Source organism: Butyrivibrio sp. ob235 (genome assembly GCF_900109475.1).
In the GTDB taxonomy this organism is placed as follows: Bacteria; Bacillota; Clostridia; order Lachnospirales; family Lachnospiraceae; genus Butyrivibrio.
Genome location: NZ_FOBE01000040.1, coordinates 1 through 14,872, shown reverse-complemented (window position 1 = coordinate 14,872; position 14,872 = coordinate 1). Strand labels below are relative to the sequence as shown.

General features: G+C 42.5%; 10 protein-coding genes. 2 read left to right on the top strand and 8 right to left on the bottom strand.

The genetic code is table 11. From position 1 onward, the window contains the following. Positions 1–17 precede the first annotated feature (17 nt). The 4 genes from BMW61_RS19395 to fba all read right to left on the bottom strand — a co-directional run bounded on the left by BMW61_RS19395 (position 18) and on the right by fba (position 2,776). Complete coding sequence (locus BMW61_RS19395; protein WP_022761737.1) at positions 18–641, bottom strand: YdcF family protein; 624 nt, start codon at positions 639–641, stop codon at positions 18–20. Next, positions 638–1,153: a flavin reductase gene (locus BMW61_RS19390; RefSeq protein WP_022761738.1), complete on the bottom strand. Its 516-nt coding sequence runs from the start codon at positions 1,151–1,153 to the stop codon at positions 638–640. Before BMW61_RS19390 ends, BMW61_RS19395 begins: the two co-directional genes overlap by 4 nt. Positions 1,154–1,165: 12 nt before the next feature. Then, the gene (gene greA, locus BMW61_RS19385) at positions 1,166–1,669 is read right to left on the bottom strand and encodes a transcription elongation factor GreA (RefSeq protein WP_091825415.1); all 504 of its coding nucleotides are present in this window, start codon (positions 1,667–1,669) and stop codon (positions 1,166–1,168) included. Positions 1,670–1,840: 171 nt separating this feature from the next. After that, positions 1,841–2,776: a class II fructose-1,6-bisphosphate aldolase gene (fba, locus tag BMW61_RS19380; RefSeq protein WP_026492288.1), complete on the bottom strand. Its 936-nt coding sequence runs from the start codon at positions 2,774–2,776 to the stop codon at positions 1,841–1,843. A 201-nt stretch (positions 2,777–2,977) separates the two neighbouring features. Between fba and BMW61_RS19375 the strand changes: the two genes are divergently transcribed. Together BMW61_RS19375 and BMW61_RS19370 are read left to right on the top strand one after the other, a co-directional pair. Beyond that, the gene (locus BMW61_RS19375; RefSeq protein WP_091825412.1) at positions 2,978–4,462 is read left to right on the top strand and encodes an SGNH/GDSL hydrolase family protein; all 1,485 of its coding nucleotides are present in this window, start codon (positions 2,978–2,980) and stop codon (positions 4,460–4,462) included. Between the two features lie 18 nt (positions 4,463–4,480). Continuing rightward, positions 4,481–5,962, top strand: a complete 1,482-nt coding sequence (locus BMW61_RS19370; protein WP_091825409.1) for an MBOAT family O-acyltransferase — start codon at positions 4,481–4,483, stop codon at positions 5,960–5,962. On the opposite strand, the gene BMW61_RS19365 is transcribed toward BMW61_RS19370, so the two are convergent. From BMW61_RS19365 to BMW61_RS19350, 4 genes are all read right to left on the bottom strand, one after another. Next, a complete protein-coding gene (locus BMW61_RS19365) occupies positions 5,943–9,149 on the bottom strand; it encodes a glycosyltransferase family 39 protein (RefSeq protein ID WP_091825406.1) in 3,207 nt (1,068 codons plus the stop codon). The two genes, BMW61_RS19370 and BMW61_RS19365, sit on opposite strands and share 20 nt — an antisense overlap. Then, positions 9,139–11,868, bottom strand: coding sequence for a YfhO family protein (locus BMW61_RS19360; RefSeq protein ID WP_091825404.1), 2,730 nt, complete (start codon positions 11,866–11,868; stop codon positions 9,139–9,141). Before BMW61_RS19360 ends, BMW61_RS19365 begins: the two co-directional genes overlap by 11 nt. Before the next feature lie 32 nt (positions 11,869–11,900). Further along, a complete protein-coding gene (locus BMW61_RS19355) occupies positions 11,901–14,006 on the bottom strand; it encodes a glycoside hydrolase family 13 protein (RefSeq protein ID WP_091825401.1) in 2,106 nt (701 codons plus the stop codon). A 110-nt stretch (positions 14,007–14,116) separates the two neighbouring features. Then, positions 14,117–14,872 (bottom strand): group II intron maturase-specific domain-containing protein (locus tag BMW61_RS19350; RefSeq protein ID WP_242876838.1); only part of this gene is annotated, 756 nt, incomplete at its 5' end.

Genomic DNA, 14,872 nt, shown 5'->3' with positions numbered 1-14,872 from the left:
AGTGCACTTAAAAATCTTTATCTGAGTTCGTACATTCTGTCTCCTTTAAAATACTCTCCGCATTTGGAAAACTCAGACAATACCAGATTATAACTTTTCACATTATCCATCCATGTATCTATACATATTCCCCTTGTAACAACAGGACATACGGTTATCCTGATGTCACGAAGCTCCGACTGAAAAGTCATGAGCGCTCTCCTTGCATGAAACGCCTGACAGCAAAGGATTATGTGGCGTATATTTTCCTCTTTCAGATCCTCTTCTATTATTCTTCTGGAAAACTTCGCATTCTCAAAGGTGTTTGTTGATTCCTCTTCAAGGATTACTGCATCCTTATCGACACCCTCTCTTATCATGAGCTTAGTAAGAAACTCTGCCTCCGTTACAGCTCCGTCCCTGTCCCCGTTACTTGCAGAATATCTGTTAAACTCATCCTCAAGACTCTCATAAGTCATATAAAATTTTCCGGTGACAAGTATCTTTGGTGCAAAACCTTTTTTCCACAGTTCTGCTCCGTGAAAGGCAAGTTCCTGCAGCGGTGCCCCGGGAATAAGAATAATATCTGCCGGAGTTGGCTCGTCAGAAAGAAAAATAAATTTTCCTATTTCTTCGAAGGATGCTATATTTGCTGCTTTCATCGAATCATTACCTTTTTGATCTCAGCTATATAATAATAGTGATAATCACCCTTTGCGTAATAATCGGCAATCAATCTTCCGTTAACAAAGCATTCTTCCTTCATAAGCTGCTTATACAGAACTCTGCATATAATGACATTATCTGCCTCGTCTATAAACGGAACACCGTCATCAAAGTTCACATTAAGCTTTGCATTCTTTATCTTGTCCTCATCTCTTCCGGATACAGAACCAAGATATTTCTTAAGAGATTTATATGTGTCATGATGAAGAAATGAAAGTGAAAACTTCTTCTGGGCATCAATGAATTCCTTTGTATATCTGGACTCACGAACATAAATAATGGCACAGGTTTTATCCCAGATATGCGTTATACCGCCCCAGGATATCGTCATGGTATTGGCTTTTTCTTCATTTCCCGCTGTAAGCAGTGCCCAGGTATCGCCTCCGAATTTAAAAGCGCCTTCCAATATTTCATCCAAATCAACAGGTTGGAATACATGAAGTCCCATATTTCTTCCTCCTTAAAAGTCTCTTAGCTTATCTTCTTCTGTCAGTTCCGTGTTCTCTATCTTCATGATAGTTATGTCGTAGCTGTAGTCACTGTTTACTTCTATAGTGAGCTTGTCTCCCACTTTATGTCCGAGAAGCTGTTTCCCCATAGGAGATTCTATACTGATAAGGCCCTTTAAAGCATTTCCTCTCATGGTGGTAACTATCTTATAAGTAGCTTCCGATCCGTCATCCTCCAGTCGCACTGTGACGGTCTTATTCATTCCTACTTCATCCTCCTTACTGGAGTCATCTATTATCTCAGCGGTCTTTATCATTCTCTCAAGAAATCTGATTCTGCTCTCATTGGCATTTTTAGCTTTCTTTGCCGCATAATATTCAAAATTCTCACTTAAGTCTCCCTGGGCTCTTGCTTCCTTAACATCCTCAAGGAGTTCCTTTCTGACAACGGCCTTGCGGTGCTCTATCTCCGCCTCCATGTCCTCGATGTCTTTTTTTGTAAGCTGGTTGTGCATTTTATTAACCTCCCTATTCCCCTCATCCGTCGTTTCCCTTACGGGAAAGCATAGGATGATATACTAATTTTACACGATATATTGAAAAAATAATATTAAGAAACAGTAAAATATAAAAAAGCTGCCACAGGAAAACCCATGGCAGCTTTACATTTTATATATTCGCTTTTATCAAGCCTTACCGTCAGAACCAAGAACGTTGATGATCTTGTCGTGAACGATTTCCTTAACATAAGCGCGGCCATCGCCAAGATACTGACGAGGATCGAAGTGCTCAGGATGCTCAGCGAAGTGCTGACGGATACCTGCTGTCATACCAAGACGAAGATCGGAGTCGATGTTGATCTTGCAGACTGCACTCTTAGCTGCTGCACGAAGCTGCTCATCCGGAATACCGATAGCATCCTTCATAGCGCCGCCGTTAGCATTGATGATTCCAACGTACTTCTGAGGAACTGCTGAAGAACCGTGAAGAACGATCGGGAATCCGGGAAGTCTCTTAACAACTTCCTCAAGGATATCAAGACGAAGCTTGGGATCCTGACCGGGCTTAAACTTGAAAGCACCGTGGCTTGTTCCGATAGCGATAGCCAGTGAATCAACGCCTGTACGCTTCATGAAATCCTCAACCTGATCAGGATTTGTATACTGTGCTGCATCATCAGCAACGTTTACATCATCCTCAACACCTGAAAGTGTACCAAGCTCAGCCTCAACTGTGCAGCCCTTTGAATGAGCGTAATCAGCAACCTTCTTGGAGAGCTCGATGTTCTCTTCGTAAGGCTTTGAAGAAGCATCGATCATAACAGATGTAAATCCGTTGTCGATACATTCCTTACAGATTTCGAAGCTTGCACCGTGATCAAGGTGAAGAGCGATCGGAATAGATGTTGACTCAGCAGCTGCCTTAACCATGTTTACAAGGTAAGGGAACTGTGCATACTTGATTGCTCCTGCAGAGCACTGAAGGATAACGGGGGACTTGAGCTCGTCACAAGCCTCTGTAATAGCCTGAATGAACTCCATGTTGTTGATATTGAAGGCACCAACAGCATATCCACCGTCATATGCTTTTTTGAACATATCAGTCGTTGTAACTAATGGCATAATTTGTACCACCTTTCGTAAATATTGTTAACAAAACACTGAAAATATTATAGCTCATTACTTAAGGCAAATACAATCTTTATTTGCTATCAGATTGGTTTTTCCTAAGGATTTTTATGATACAATAAAGCGTGGAATTTCCGATTCAAATTCATTTTTTTCGTTAACGGAAATCCGTATTACCTTTGGGGAGGAAATAACGTGAATAAAAAGCTCTCACTTTTCATAAAAACAGCAGTGTTTCTCGCTATTCTCTGCGTTTGTTTTATCTGTATGTCACTTCTTGTAGAGCGCAAATCCAGCTTCAATAAAAATCAGGAGTTTTTCGAGGAGGCCAAAAAGGATCATATCGATGCATTTTTCCTTGGTTCCTCTCATGTCATAAACGGAATCAATCCTCTGCAGCTATTTGAGGATTACGGATATACTTCCTACAACCTCGGCGGCTACGGAAGCGTTCTTCTTTCAAGCTATTGGCAGATGATGCTTGCTCTCGATTACTGCACTCCTAAGCTGGTGGTTGTCGATTCGTATATGCTGGAAAACAATATCAGATACATAGATGATCCCGAGGCAAATGTAAGCAGCGATGAGCTTCATCTCAATATTGATCGTTTTCCCTTAAGCAGAACAAAATATCACGCCATAAACGATATGTTTCAAGACAGAGACGAAAAATACCCTTATTTAGCTGACTTCATTGTCTATCACGACAGATGGAAGGAGCTTGAGGCAGACGATTTCAAGCGCTTTACAAAGGATGCTGACGTAAATCGCATGATGGGAGCGGTTATGGAATATGGCATCCACTCTCAGGAGTATACCTACACCGATTTTCAGGCAGGGACTCTTGAACAGGAAACCGTCGGAACCGCTTATCTTCGAAGGATAATTGAAGAATGTCAGAGCAGAAACATTCAGGTTGTGGTAGTAACCCTTCCCTTCCTTGCCATGTATGATAATCAGGCAGCTGCTCATACTGCGACTCAAATAGCTGCGGAATATGGTGTCCCTTCACTCAATATGCTCGAGATTCCCGGAATAATTGATGTCAATACCGATATGGAGGATGCCGGTCACCTGAATGTACTTGGCAGCAGAAAAGTCACTTCCTGCCTCGGAGATTTCATAGCACAGAACTGTCCTCTCCCGGATCACAGAGAGGATTCCGGATATGAAAAATGGAATGATTACATCGGGGATTACAATGCAGAACTGGCTTCGATGTGCGAAGGAAATGATGACCTGTACACTCAGCTAATGATGCTGCAGCTGCATAACTCCGATAAAACCTTCACCATTTCGGTAAGAGGTGACACTGCTGTTTATTCCGACCCCAGCCTTGTACGTCAGCTTCATTCACTTGGCGCCACGGAAATGCTTGATCAGGCAGTTTCTTCAAACTGCTCCTATATGATGATTTCCGATCATGGAGTGATCACAGAATTTGTCGGAGATTCAGAAAATGAATTTACTGTGGAAACCTCTGACGGAGTATTTTTATACAGTCCCGCAAGTGCAATATACAGGATTCTGTATGTAAACGGTGATACTGAGAATAACTACCTATATTCCGATGATCATGCCTATGCGGATGTGCAGCTTTTGTTCTTCTCGGGCGGCGTTTGCACATCGCATCAGTACTACACCTGCGATCATTTCACCTATGATTATGACCAAAGATAATTAAATCCGGAGGATGACATGCAATTTGTTTCACTTAAATTTCTACTGTTTTTACTAATAACCATATCCGTTTATTTTGTTCTTCCAAAAAAGATAAGATATATCTGGCTTCTTGCAGCGAGCTGGGGATTTTACTATAAGCTAAGCGGTAAGCTCCTTTTACTGCTTATCGCTGTTTCGGTTATAACCTATGTGGCTGGAATTCTTATGGGAAGATCCGATACTTCCGGAGAAAACAGAAAAGGCAAAAAACCTGTACTCGTTACAGGAATTGTTCTCCTGCTCCTTGTTCTCGGATACTTTAAATATACGGGATTTCTTCTTGAAACAGTCAAATCGCTCCAGGATGCCCTCGGGATTGAGCCGCTCGGAATCGTCGCAGAGATCGCGCTTCCTGTCGGTATATCCTTCTATATTTTCCAGGCGATTGGCTATCTCGTAGACACCTATAGAGGAAAAATACCCGCTCAAAAGAACTTCCTTCGTCTTGCTCTTTTCATCTCATTTTTTCCTGAAGTTATGTCGGGACCTATTGAGAGAGCCGGCAATATGATTCCTCAGTTTGAAAATCCGAAGGACTTTTCCTATGAAAACATGAGGGAAGGACTTCTTCTCATGCTGTGGGGATATTTTCAGAAGATCATAATTGCCGACAGGCTTGCTCCCCTTGTGGATCACATTTACTCATCTTACAGTAACTACACGGGAACGCTTCTGTTCCTTGCTACAATTTTCTATACGCTGGAAATATACTGTGACTTTGCCGGTTACTCCAATATAGCAATTGGAAGTGCAAAAATACTTGGCATAGATATCATGAAAAACTTTGAGCAGCCCTATCTGTCGCGCTCAATTGCAGAGTTCTGGCGAAGATGGCATATTTCTCTTTCTTCCTGGTTAAGGGACTATATCTATATACCTCTTGGCGGAAACAGAAAGGGCTATGTCAGAAAACTGATAAATATATGTATCGTATTTGCTTTAAGCGGACTTTGGCACGGTGCTGCCTGGACCTTTGTTTTCTGGGGACTGCTCCACGGCTTGTATCAGGTAATCGGTATCATTACAAAGCCCCTTAAAGAAAATCTGACAGCAAAATTAAATATTGACCCGCAGGGGCTTGCGCTCCGGCTGGTCAATATAGTGGTTACCTTTATTCTTGTAAACATCGGCTGGATCTTCTTCAGAGCGCCTTCCTTCAAGGTTGCACGTTACGTTCTTACAAACATGTGGAAGTTTAAGCCCTGGGTATTATTTGACGGAACACTTTTCAATCTCGGACTTCTCGAAGCTGACATAAGGCTTCTCGGTGTTTCGATCATCGTCCTGGCTATAGTTGATGTATTAAACTACAAAGGCATTGTGGTTCGAAAAGCCCTGACAAATCAAGCGCTTTGGATCAGATGGATAGTTTACTTTGCCGCAGTACTGTTTATTGTTACCTGCGGTGTCTGGGGGCCCGGCTATGATGCAGCATCATTTATTTATTCTTCTTTCTAAAGCATGCAGCAATAATAACCAAAACAAATGCGAGTGTTACAAGCTCAGCTATTCTCCAATATAAAGGTTCTCTGAATCGAATCTTTATAACTGAGTCACATCCCGCGGGAAGAGTGATCCTGAGTTTATTATTATCTCCTGCAGACAGCTTATAGCTTTGCGCACCATCTGTAGCGTAGTAGTGAGGATATGCAAGAAGCGGAAGGTCTGCATAGCCCTCTTCCCCGGAGCTGTTGATCAAATGAAGTTCATACACACCTTTTTCTCTGCTTTCTCCATCGTAGGTTATTTCCTCCGATGAAGGAAGCACAGATGCATACTGAAGTCTCTCAAGATCTGTACCTGTCAGCATGTACTGTCTGTCATCATCGAATGAAGTCCATTCATCAATACTCTCAATAGACACAATATTTGTCTGCTTTTCAAGAAATGTATTTATATATCCTCCGCTCTGCCAGATGGTGAGCGCAAGAAGCACCGCACTCATAACATAAGCCGGTCTGTGCCTTCTTATAATCGCATATAGAGTACAAATCAGCATTGTTGCCGCGGTAAGGTATCTTGCAGGATACTGAATACTTCCAAGTAGCTTAAACAAAAGCTGCGCCTTGCTAAGTAAAAGATCATATGGGAAGTAACAGGTACTAAGTACAATTGCAAATACTGAAAGCGCTATCAGCGTTATTGCTACCCTCTTATTCTCTATCTCTTTTCTGTCCTTAATAAGAACAATCACCGCTATCACACAAATAAGAAGAAGTGCCAGCCCGGGTGACTGGGGAAGCTCATCCACTGGCTCTGTTCCAAGCTCCAATATTGGGGCAAGAACATTGTAAAATGCTCCGCCGAGCTGCCTCCAAGTTATGCCAAAGGTCTGGATCGGAGTCTTTTCAGCTGAGTTAATTAGCATTGGTGCATTCTTGTAATAATCCATAAGGGGTACAAGCTGCCACAAATTGAAGACAAGCGTCCCCACCGCTGCACCTATAAGACTCTTCCATCTTCCCTCTGAAAGCATAGTCTTTATATCAGCTATCACAAATATGACAATAAACAGCATCGTCATCACAACGCTGAGAAGATGCGTCATAAAAAGGCCTGTCATACCAAGGCCAAGGAGAAATGCTCCGCGCCAGCTATTTTCATTCCTGTGGATTCTGGCAAGGCCAAGGACTATGAGCGGCAAAAATGCAAAGGCACTGTATTCTCCGACAGCTTCTCTCGAAAGGAGATCCGTCAGTCTCCAGAAGGAGAGCACATATAAAAGCATTGTGATAGCAGCTGTAATTCTGTCGCCTGAAATATACTTAAAGCAAAGATATGCAGTAAGCGCCGTGAGAATCTGTATCAGCGCGAAGTACCACATATATGCCATCCATAGCGGCATTCCCATAAGATGAAGAACCGCCGGAATATATAAAAGGGCATCTCCGTACATAACGCCTACCGGATAGCCATAGTTATTAAACCAGTAGTGCTGCATCTTTACCGGGAATTCCCCGCATTTTAGACCCTCTGCAATTCCCGCAATTCTTCTTAAGTGGAACGGAAGATCATGTCCGAAAGGTACTCCTGCCTTATCGGATTCCTCTTCAGAATTCGCAATGTCTACAGGCTCTCCACACCAAACGATAGATGAGCCTTCAAATTCAAGAGTCTGGTTGCAGCCAATGCTATACAGAGTATCTACCGCCTCAGGATTTCCCTCAAATACAAGATAGACATAATCCGGGCTGAGGTCCTCTGGCATATTAAATAAATATCTTCCGTAGAAAGAAGTATCCCCCATGTTAAAGTCATAGGGTGACAGCTTTGTTCCGAGCAAATAGTAAATATATGGCGGAATATATGGCTGGTTGTTATGAATTACAACAACCTGCTTTTCAGCAAAATATTCCTCTTCGGAAAGAACCTTTATAGGTTCATCCAGAGGCTTTTGGAAAAGATAGAGATTATCGGAATAACTTCCCAGATATTTAGTAAAGAATGCTCCTCCAAAGCCTATAAACACTGCCCCGAGAACAACGCCAGCTGCCAGATATAGCTTCTTGTTTTTGTAAAAAAGACCAAGCAGGGCATCCATTCCAAAGGCCGCAAAAAAGGCAAGCGTAAAGAATATTCCGTTCATCTTATTTACGTTTGGCCCGTCTCCTCCGAGCATTGAGCCTATAAGGAGCTCCGCCAGAAACCAGATGAGAGGCAAAAGCGCAAAATTCAGCTCTTTTTCCTTAACTGATTTTCCTATGGAGATGAATGAACGTATAAGTCCTGCCACAATGAAGGGAATTGTAATATAGTACATCGTTCCAAAGGTAGGAATACTGTTGTAATCAAGGCTGTCATAGAGAAATATGCTCTTTAAAGCATTTATAAAGCCCGAAAGTGTCGGCGCCATTATCTCTCCGCCGCGGTAGAAAGTAAGTGCCGGCATTGTGATGATTCCAAACACTATGGACTCTCTTCCCGTGATATTGACATATTGCGTTATAAGGAGCGGAAGTGCCAGGATTCCAAGCGGAATAACAAAGCAAACAACTCTTAGTATGTTTAATTTCTTTGAAAAAAGAAGTATCAGGAAAAATACCATCAAAAAGATAGGCATAATGGCATAGCAGATTGCATAGGTATAAAGAGATACTCCCGCAAAAACGCCGGCAAGAGCATAGTCACCTGCTTTTCCCGAATCCACTGCTTTCATAAGTCCATATAGAAACAGCGTAGTCATTCCGAGCATGAGATTACAGTCAAGACCAAACCTGGCACTCATAACAAATGCAGGGCATACCGTATACAGGACGGGATAGATGTAAGAAGCCGCTGAATCCTCACCGCAGACCCTTCTGACTATCGCTTCTCCGGCAAAGAGTGTTATAAGTGAAAAGAGCACACCCGGCAGTCTTATCGCGATCATATTAAGTCCCATAAACTTAATAAATATCGCTGCCACATATGCGTAGAGTGCACTTTGTCCGCCGCCGTAATTTATGAGATATACAGGAAATGACAAAAGATTTCTGTCTACGCCGTAGTTAGCAAGGCAAAATGCATCGTATGCCATTCCTGCTTCATCCACGTGAAGCCCTGCGGGCGCAGTCTTAAGAAAAATAAGCCTCGAGCACACTGCAATTATATAAACTATAATAAAATACCAATTTCGTTTATTTATGCTTTTTGTATCAGACAGCATTCTTTTTCTCCATAACTAAAAGTATTATAAGTGCTATGATTCCAGCTATCGCCATCAATATTCCCATGGTCAACCCAGGTGTGCGATATCTAAGCTCAATGCTGTGGGTTCCCGCACTAATTGGAGTCCCAAGGAACATGATATTGGCTTTTTCCGGAGTTCTTTTTTCTCCGTCTACATATATTCTCCATCCCTTATCATACGGAATGTTAAGAACAAGGTAGGAATCCTGACCGGCACTTATAGTGCCGGTAATTTCATTTGTCATAAGCGACAGGGAATTTCTGTGAAGATTATTATCTGTCATTGTTTCTTCCGAAAGTCCGGCTGCATTTTCCGTAAAACCGTTCATCGGCTGACATATAACCTTCAGCGCATCAAAACTGTATTTTCCTTTTGCGGTAAACGTTATCTTTATGCGGGTTCTTGCCTCATCGCTGTAGCACATATTCACCAGATAATTGTGCCAGCCGCTGTAGAACTGGCTTAGCGGTGTCTTATAAAAAATCGTCTTGGTAACCTGCCTGTTTTCCGGTGTGTCCGTGGAAACAATTATATTTACCGCATCATACTTACTTTCACACTGGAGGTTCTCAAAATATAAATAGGTTTCGCAGCCAGGTACCCCTTCAAAGGTCAAAGTACATTCAGCGTTGTCCTTTTTTGCCTTAAAATATCCATCCTTTACCTTCACACCATCTGTGTCGGTTATCTCATAAGGTACCTCGACATCCGAGTAATAGGAAGAATCTTGAACATTCATTTTCGTAAGTTCACTGTCATCGTTTTTACTTTCCGATTCCCTGACGGCGCCATAAAGAAGTGCCTGCTGCCTTTTTATCGGCGAAAGCGCATCATAATCATCTCTTGAAATAACCTGATCCTGTGTATATCCAAAGGCAGGGACGTTATTTCCCGCATATATTCCGAAATTGTACCACTCGGAGAAGGGCGCATAGTCATAGGGCACATAGCTCTGCTCCTGTTCGTTGTTGTATCGAAGAGAATAATATTTAACTCCCGAAAGAGTCAGTGGAATCGCTCTGTCATCAAGCCCAAAGAACTGGAAATTTGCCATCTCGTTAATTGCCATTGACTGCAAAAAGTCTGATACGGAACCGTTTGCAAGACTCCAGTAAAACTGAGTTGAAGGAATACTGTAAGGAAGCGAAGCATTGAAGGTAAGATTTCTTCCGGTATAACTGTAATATTGCTCATAGCCCTCGGGAACTGTCTCTGTCAACGCTCTGAGCTCCGTATTCATGACAAGCTCGTCATACTCCTCGGGCGACATCTTATCCACATAACCGCTCGGAAGGTTTCCTGCCTGCGGCGCATTGGCTGCATATCCGTTTTGAACAACAGCAAGAAAAACCAGTAATAATATCGCTGCTCTTCTTACACTTGCCGGAATCTTTTTTATCAGAATTATTATCCAGAACACTCCCAGAAATACCAGCTGGGGGTAAATCAATTTGGATGTATCTCCGAATATAAGAACTGCTGCCGAATATAGGATACAAATAACCCCGAGGATAATCTGTTTAACCATGCTGAGCTTATCCCCGTTTTCCGTAAGCTCTGTCGCCAGATAGGATAGCAACAGACAATATGCAAAACTCCAACGATTTATTGTATAGGAAAAGCCGGTCATAACATACCCGGCAACCGGGAACAAAAGCATCAATGTCATAAGCACGGCAAGGATTCTCTGTCTTAAAAGCGTCCCTTTCTCATCCTCTTCTCTTTTGAAGATAAGAAATACAAGTGCCGGAAGCGCGATGAAAGCAAAGCCTATAACCGTGTCATAGGACGGGAAATATCTGTACGCAATAAGACTTCCGATCAGTTCCTTATAGTACTCTGCCTTGTAGATAAGCGGAACACCATGAGAGCCGAGTCCGGCTCTTGGATTAGACAAAAATGCGAGAATTACAGGCAAAAGGATTGGCATGGATATTAATGTTCCGATAATGCCCATGCACATAAATCTTCCAATGAGCTGAAATTGCACAGATAATGACTTAACCTCATCAGAGGTAAATATGTAGATTAGCCCGTAAACAAGCGTCATCAACACAAGCATGTAGAAGAAATAGAAATTACTCACAGCGGATAGAACTACCGCCAGAATAAACGGAAGCGATTTCCTTTTACTAATAAATGTTCTCACTCCATACACAAGAAGCGGAAGGCAGATCATCGGCTGAACAAACTGCGGATTCCACATTCCTATGAACATAACTATCCCGCAAAAGGAATAAGATATTGCTCCTGTGAGCTTTGAAACAAGAGTAAATCTTTCTTTTCCGGATACCAAAAGCAAAAAGGAAAGTCCCGCCAGATAGGGGCGAAGCAAAATAAGAAATTGAAAATAGTAATAGACGTATTTTGAAGGCAAAAATGCCATGGGGAGATTCAATGGATCTCCCACGGCATAATATTGCATTGAGGTCAGAAAATCGGCTCCGTATCCGATTCCCAGATCATAACTTTGAATATCGAATTTGTGCTCGGAAAAAATCCTGTGTGCAACACCTCTTAGAAATCTTCCGTATTTTGAGAGTGCATTAATATGCTGCTCGAACGCATCCGTCGCATTTATCATGGACTTTTTGCTGTAATAAAACCAGCCCCATACAAGCAGTGCGGTAATTATATATAAGATAGTAAAAGAAAAAAACACTGCTTTCTTTGAATGTCCTGCTGTATTCTTCATTGTCCAAATCCTCGGATACGTATTTTGTATTATTACATGCGGAAGAAGTTGGTGGACCAGAAGGATTCCTCGTTCACCGCAGTAATTCTGCTATATTGCAGAACAACGGCCGAATCAGCGCCGTAGGCTCTGACAAGCTTGCCGTTTTTTACACTATAAGTTAAAGCGTCTGTCTTAAAGCCCTTAGGACCGCTCTCCATAACCCTGACAAGTCTCGCTTCCTCAGGTATTCCAAGCGGAGCAAGGCTTATCTCGCTTACCGTAAGATAGTCTTTTGTGTTTATTACGACTATAGTGGCACTTATACGATTGAATCTTCCATAGGCAAGGATGCCCTCACCGGCATCCAGTCTGACCAGCGATCCGGTTTTAAGCTCTACGCTTGTCTTATGAAGATGGATCATCTCCTTGTGAAACCTTATCATCTCCTGGTCTTCGGTTCCCCAGGGATACGTTCTTCTGTTATCGGGATCCGTAAAGCCGCAAACGCCAGCCTCGTCCCCATAATAAATTGTAGGTGCTCCGGGCCAGGTCATCTGGACAACAACTGCCTGCCTCATGATAGCCTTACTTACACCCTCTTCAGCGGCTTTGTGTCCTCTGGTGCCGCATCTGCCCACAACATGATTTGTTCTGGTAAGAAATCTCGAATGGTCGTGATTCGACAGTTCATTCATGGCCACAAGAAGAGACGGATGTGAAAAGTTTTCTGCCGCCGCACCCAGCATGCAATCCCAGAATCTGTCCACATTGCCGATAAACTCGCCATGATAACCGTCACTGTGCTTTTCCATTCCCGTCAGGAAATAGGTCAACGGCTCCATAAAGGCATCGTAGTTCATAACGCTGTCCCACTCGCCGCCTACAAGCCAGTTATGCGCACTTCCGTAATGCTCAGCCAAAATCAGGGCGTCTGGGTTGGCTTCTTTTACAGCCTTTCTGAATCTCCTCCAGAAGCTGTGATTATAGTCCTCCGAATGTCCCAGGTCCGCTGCAACATCCAGTCTCCAACCGTCAGCAAAATACGGAGCGGAAACCCATTTCTTTCCGATTTCGATTATGTAGTCCTCAAGCTTTTTACTACCCTCATAGTTGAGCTTTGGCAGAGTATCATATCCCCACCATCCCTCATAATTATTGTTATAGGGCCAGTTACCGCCTGAAAAACCGAAGTAATCATGATAAGGGCTGTCCTTCGAAACATAAGCTCCCTTTTCATATCCCTTGGCATTTTCATATATACTCTCTTTGTCCATCCACTTGTTAAAGGATCCGCAGTGGTTGAACACACCATCGAGAATTACTCTGATTCCGCGCTTATGAGCTTCCGAAACCACTTTTGCAAAAAGCTCATCCGATGCCTCCAGATTTTTCTTGTTTGTAACTCTGTCTATATACCTTGTAGCATCCTTGTTCGAATAACTATTGGTTAAAAGGTTTCCTTTATCCGATACAATTTTTCCAAAATGAGGATCGATATGGTCGTAGTCCTGAGTATCATATTTATGCGATGAAGGAGATACGAAAAGAGGATTAAAATAAATAACCTCTATTCCAAGATCCTTAAGATAATCAAGCTTATCCAGGACTCCCTGAAGATCTCCGCCATAGAATTCTCTTATATCAGCGTCAGGATCCGGATATTGATTCCAGTTTGTAACCTGAATGCTTTTTCCGCCAACATAATTGTACTCATCTGTAAGAACATCATTATCCGGATCTCCGTTTCTGAACCTGTCAACAAATATCTGATACATGACAGCTCCCTTCGCCCAATCCGGCGTATAGAAATTCGGAATCATTCTGAATTTGAATTTATCGGGAACAGTTTCCCCTGCTCCCCTCTGATCATAGTAAAGAGTCTCCCCCTCTGACTCAATCCTGAAATAATAATGAACTATACCACTGGTTTTAGGTACTATGCCCTTGGCAAGATAATAATCAAAGCCGTCCTCCGAATGGTGTATCTTCATCTCAACCTCATCGGATGCTACTTCGCTGTCATAGATAAGCGTTATCCTGCCGGCATCGCCCTGTCCGCACCGAAAATATACAAAAACCTGCTTTCCGGGTTTTGGCTGTGGCGGCTGGTAGTAATCCAGCGTCAAATCATGGAACAATCTGTCCCGCCTAATCATAAATAATCTCCTAAAAAATAGAATCGAGTAGGAGGAATTTCTCACAAGTGAGAAATTCCGACCTCTCACACCACCGTACGTACGGTTCCGTATACGGCGGTTCAATCAACTTAACAAGTAACACATCTTTCGGTGTAGTAATCTAACATTGAGACTAATCCAAAGCGGGTTAGTCTTTCTTTGTTTATCGCAAAGTTCATTACTCTTCGTTGACATACGTAGGCTATCCTCTTACCCGTATAGGCTGTAATCCAAGCCGTGTCTTTATCAACTCCAAGCTTCATCAAATTCATTATACGATTCTGTGGAGTTTTCCAATGTTTCCAAATACACATACGCAATCTAAAACGAATTCTTGAGTCCATTTCCTTGCAAAGTGTTTTCATACTACCTATCTTGAAGTAGTTTATCCAACCTCTGATGAGCTGATTGAGCTTTTTCACCTTGTAATTGTTGCTAACGCCCCAACTACGGCTAGTGAGTTCTTTCATTCTCTTCTTAAACTTTGCTACTGATTTTGCATGCGGCTTTGCCTTAAACTGATGTGCCCTTGAATCAAGGTAGAATCCAAATCCAAGAAATTTAAGTCCTTGTGGTTTGTCCACTTTACTCTTGGTCATGTTGGCCTTGAGACCAAGTTTCTCCTCAATGAATCGCGAGATATTTCTCATGACTCTATTAGCAGACATTTCACTTCCAACCATGATGATACAATCATCTGCGTATCTTACAAAGTTAAGCCCTCGCTTTTCCATCTCCTTATCAAGTTCATTCAACATGATATTCGCCAATAATGGCGAGAGATTTCCTCCTTGTGGTGTTCCCACAATGGAGTCCTCGTACTCATCATCAATCATGATTCCGCT

What these genes read in the sequence shown, in the direction of transcription:
- BMW61_RS19395 (WP_022761737.1), bottom strand. Translation starts at nt 641, where the DNA reads ATGAAAGCAGCAAATATAGCATCCTTCGAAGAAATAGGAAAATTTATT.
- BMW61_RS19390 (WP_022761738.1), bottom strand. Translation starts at nt 1,153, where the DNA reads ATGGGACTTCATGTATTCCAACCTGTTGATTTGGATGAAATATTGGAA.
- greA (WP_091825415.1), bottom strand. Translation starts at nt 1,669, where the DNA reads ATGCACAACCAGCTTACAAAAAAAGACATCGAGGACATGGAGGCGGAG.
- fba (WP_026492288.1), bottom strand. Translation starts at nt 2,776, where the DNA reads ATGCCATTAGTTACAACGACTGATATGTTCAAAAAAGCATATGACGGT.
- BMW61_RS19370 (WP_091825409.1), top strand. Translation starts at nt 4,481, where the DNA reads ATGCAATTTGTTTCACTTAAATTTCTACTGTTTTTACTAATAACCATA.
- BMW61_RS19365 (WP_091825406.1), bottom strand. Translation starts at nt 9,149, where the DNA reads ATGCTGTCTGATACAAAAAGCATAAATAAACGAAATTGGTATTTTATT.
- BMW61_RS19360 (WP_091825404.1), bottom strand. Translation starts at nt 11,868, where the DNA reads ATGAAGAATACAGCAGGACATTCAAAGAAAGCAGTGTTTTTTTCTTTT.
- BMW61_RS19355 (WP_091825401.1), bottom strand. Translation starts at nt 14,006, where the DNA reads ATGATTAGGCGGGACAGATTGTTCCATGATTTGACGCTGGATTACTAC.